At 50.5% G+C, this 4,087-nt stretch carries 2 protein-coding genes and 1 pseudogene; all 3 read right to left on the bottom strand.

Features of this window, described 5'->3' with window-relative positions; all coding sequences use genetic code 11:
* On the bottom strand, window positions 1–678 hold a 678-nt coding region (locus H6F50_RS02545; protein WP_190425996.1), incomplete at its 3' end, for a peptidylprolyl isomerase.
* Between the two features lie 142 nt (window positions 679–820).
* On the bottom strand, window positions 821–3,658 hold the full coding sequence (locus H6F50_RS02540) for an S-layer family protein (protein WP_190425994.1): 2,838 nt from the start codon (window positions 3,656–3,658) through the stop codon (window positions 821–823).
* A gap of 9 nt (window positions 3,659–3,667) precedes the next feature.
* Window positions 3,668–4,087: pseudogene (locus tag H6F50_RS27465) on the bottom strand (calcium-binding protein); the annotation flags it as partial.

The following is a 4,087-nucleotide window of genomic DNA, read 5'->3' as shown; positions in this document are numbered from 1 at the left end:
TTCAAAAAGTTCTCGCAGCAATCGTTGACGCATGAATTCATTTAATTGGGCGGGAACTAACTTTTCTAGGCGCACAATGACCATCCATTCACCTAAAGGTCTGGGCGACCAAAGTTGATTCTTTTGACTAACCGATAGCAGTCTCGCCAGATGCGGGTGGAGAGTCCCAATCTCTACCGGGCCGATAGTTCCACCCGTTTGTGCTTCAGGCCCTTGGGAATACTCAGCCGCCAGTTCGCTAAAAGATTGCTCTTGTTCGGAAAGGCGGAAATAAAGTTCTTGGGCAATGCCTGGATCTTTCGTCCGAATCAACGAATAAATGGCGTGATCCAATTGACCTTTGCGCTTGAGAAAATAAGATTCTAGTTTGTTCCCCCAAGTCGCTTGTTTAAATTTTTCAATTCTTAACTTCCGGGTTGTCAAGGCTTCTAAATGCTCTTGGCTCATCCCGTAGCGCTCTAGCCAAGCTTGCTGTTCGGCTTCAGAAGTCAGTTGATTTTGCTGGTAGAAATTCCCGCAGGCATGAGCAATTTCTTCAGGCGTACAGTTAAAAGAAGCGATCGCGCTATCAATAATGCTCTCACGCAGCAATTGAGGAAACATTTGGTAGCTAGCCAGTAGGGGAATGATTTCCTCAGCCGTGAGGGTGCGATTACCGATTTGTAAAGCTGTAGTCATACCTGAGTCCCTTTGAATTTCTGGTTTGCGACTGATATTTTGAGCGCGATTGCACGGACAAAATCTGCAAATCTCTAAGGATGTATCAGCCGAAAAATCAGGAATTATGTAATACGTTACAAAACTTTACTTGTACCCCTTTCTAGGAGCCAGCGCAGGAAGTGGCGTGAGGCATCCCTGTGGGCGATCGCGCGGTCAGAACGACCTCACCAGAATTGTTCCTCACCCATCCTTGCGCTTCCATCAACTGCCCGGAACTTTGCCCGGTAGCCTGCTTAGTAGTTGGATGGGTGGGAACAACCGCAGCATTCGGAAGATTCCCGGCTTGCTGAGTTATCAGGCGCAAATCGCTCCAAACGAGGTTGCTGCTGAGGGTTTCGCCGGGATTGGGTGGAATTCCACCGCGTCCGGTAACGACCAATTCGCTTTTTTGTTGCCCGACCGTGACGCCACAACTTGATGCAATCAGTCCAGAGGCATCCACCAAGTCCGTCGGTAAAGCGACTACACCGGGACTGGGGTCAACATCCGGCGTATTGATTTCCACCACACCGTTCACTCCAAACTCAGAACTGGCGGTGATGTCACTTAGGAGAGTTTCGTCTTCCCGAAACTGAATTCCAAAGATGCCTTGAGTCGTAATTTGGATATTCCCCCCATTGCCAGTAAAAGCATTGGCAGTAATGTCGCTATTTTCCCCAGGGACGGCGACGATGAATGAGCTGTTAATCGTGATGTTGCCACCATTGCCACCTGCACCTGCAATGCCTGCGGTACTTGAGATTTTACTGTTGTGGCGCAGCACCAACAAATCCTGCACTAGCACCATATTTCCCCCATTACCGGATGCAGTTGCTGCTGTAATCGTTGCCTGGTTATCTAAACTCAGGCTTTGAGCAGTCAGCTCAAGATTGCCAGCACCTTTGGCATCGTTCGCTGGATTAAAACTGCTTGCGGCTACGGCTGCCCCATCCCGGATCGTCAACTTGCCAGTATTAACTCTCAGACTTCCCCCGCGACCTGTGGCGTCAAAAACACCTGGAAAGCTGGGAATTCCCCCAGAAACAGCAAGCAAGCTACTGGGAAACTGACTGCCTTTAGCAGTACCCGCTAATTCCACAAACTCGGAAGCTTGAACGGTTAAATTTCCCGCATCCCCTGCACCTAAAGTAGAAGTCTGGATGACGGCTCCATCGCGGACGCGCAATCGTTCAGTCTCAACGCTTAAGGCTCCTCCATCTGCCTGGGAACCGATACCACTGCCGGAAAATAAGCCGCTCGGAAAAGGCAAACCGAGGTGATTTGTCAGCAATTGACCGTCTGCGGAAACCGCAACCCCCGCCAGTTCAACGTCTGAAGCTCGAACTATCAAAGTACCTGCCTTGGCTTGGCTAAACTTGCTAAGCGTCGTCACTGCAATTTGTGCCCCATTTTGAACGCTCAAGCGATCGCTCTCTATGGTTAAATTTCCTCCAGTTCCGGTGGCGTTTTGTTCTACTTGGGCACGCAAACTGCTTTGCCTGAGCGTATTGTTTTCGTCGAAACCATAACCCATCGCTTGCACTTGGGTCGCTTTTACGGTCAAATCTCCGGCTTTCCCTTGCCCAAAAGTAGAAGTTGTTACTTCGGCTCCATCTCGGACAATCAATTGTCCAGTTTCAACAGTTAGATTTCCCCCATCCCCTGTCGCTCCCCCTTGGACTGTAGCCCGCAATCCACTTCCAATTTCGCGATCGCTCGATCTGCCACTGACTTCTACCGAATCCGTCGCCCGCACCGTTAAATTCCCGCCCTGCCCTTGACCGAAAGTAGAAGTGGAGACTTGCGCCCCATCCCGGACAATGAATTTTCCGGTTTCAACGGTCAAATTTCCCCCAGATCCGGTGGCTGTTTTTGAATTAACCCTGGCAAATAAACCACTGCGATCGCCACTAGGCGAACTGCCACTAATTTCCACCCACTCCGAGCCAGTGACCGCTAAAGTCCCTCCAGGTGCTGAACCCAAGGTATTCGCCAGCATCTGAGAACCCTCTGTAAGCGCGATCCGCCTACCTTGGACGCGAATATCGCCTCCCCCATTGCCGCTGGTCGTTACCGTCGTTTGCTGGGACTGGATGTCTTGGAAGTTCTGGATATTCGGATACCCCAGAGCATAGCCTTGGGCAGTTGGGGTGAGGTTAACTTGTACGGGGGAAGCGGGTGTGATTGCTCCAGCCACGCCGCCTAATTCAATCCGTCCTCCCGCCGCCTGTAATCTTCCTCCCACGAGCGTCAAGTTACCACCCACTAGCCCCAAGGTTTTCCCAGACGGCACTTGCAGCTTAGCCCCCTGCACTTGAATGCTGGCTGCCGGTTTTCCAAATTGCAAACCAATCGGTACGTTGGCTGTCAGCAGCGGTGTCGTTTGGGGATTTGTGGCGCTGAACGAAGTTCCATCAGCCAAGCTGAGGCTAGTCGCCGTACTCGCCAAAAAAGATCCGCCAATCTTCAGCGTTGCATTTGAGCCAAAAGTAATCCCGTTCGAGTTAATTAGAAATAGGTTGGCTGTCCCGTTGGCTCGAATCAAGCCGTCAATCTTAGACTCCGAGGAACCCGTGACGCGGCTGATAATGTTTTGAATATTGGCAGCATTGTTAAAGTAAGCACTGCCGTTAGTAGGAATCGAAAATTCCTCAAAGCTGTGGAACAAGTTGGAGTTAGCTTGCGTACCTCCGGTAATTATTCTGCTGTTGCCACTTTGAGTAACGATGGAGGGCTGGGGTAGGGTTGAATCTTCGACAATTTGCGCCTGCATGGGGCTGGTTGTCACCAGACAGAACCCGGAAAGACTGCCAAAAAGCCAAAATGACAGAGAACGCAGTTTCATACACAAACCCCACCACTGGGTCGGATTCAACCATTTGCCTGAGTAAAAACGTATCCAGACGTCTGTCAGGATGAAAAAGGCGATCGCTTCCCAGAATAGCGTGCCATTTTGCACGCACGATATTTAAACAATAATCATGTCTGAGGCAAGGACAAAACCCGAATCGATTTGCACAGACGCCAACTGTGTCTGCTCAAAGAACAAAGCACCTGTGCTGCTGTCGTAGCTGAACTTATCGGATTGACCTTTCCCAATGCCGAAACCACTAGCAGAAATCTGAATCTTATCCCCCTCTAGGGAATTGAAGTCCAGGATGTTATCAATTCCCTCCCCCGGAGAATTAAAGACAAATTTATCCGCCCCCTCACCACCCGTCAGCCTGTCATTGCCAAAACCGCCGACGAGAGTGTCCTTGCCAACCTGACCCTTGAGGACATCATTCCCGTCGCCGCCAGATAGCCAATCGTTACCAGACCAGCCCATCAGAAGGTCATCGCCAGCATCCCCATAAAGGCTGTCATTCCCATTTAAACCATCTAAAAT

Source organism: Coleofasciculus sp. FACHB-712, from assembly GCF_014695635.1.
Lineage (GTDB): Bacteria > Cyanobacteriota > Cyanobacteriia > Cyanobacteriales > FACHB-T130 > FACHB-T130.
Note: the sequence above shows the minus strand (reverse complement) of the source record. Positions and strands in the feature narration are given on the sequence as shown.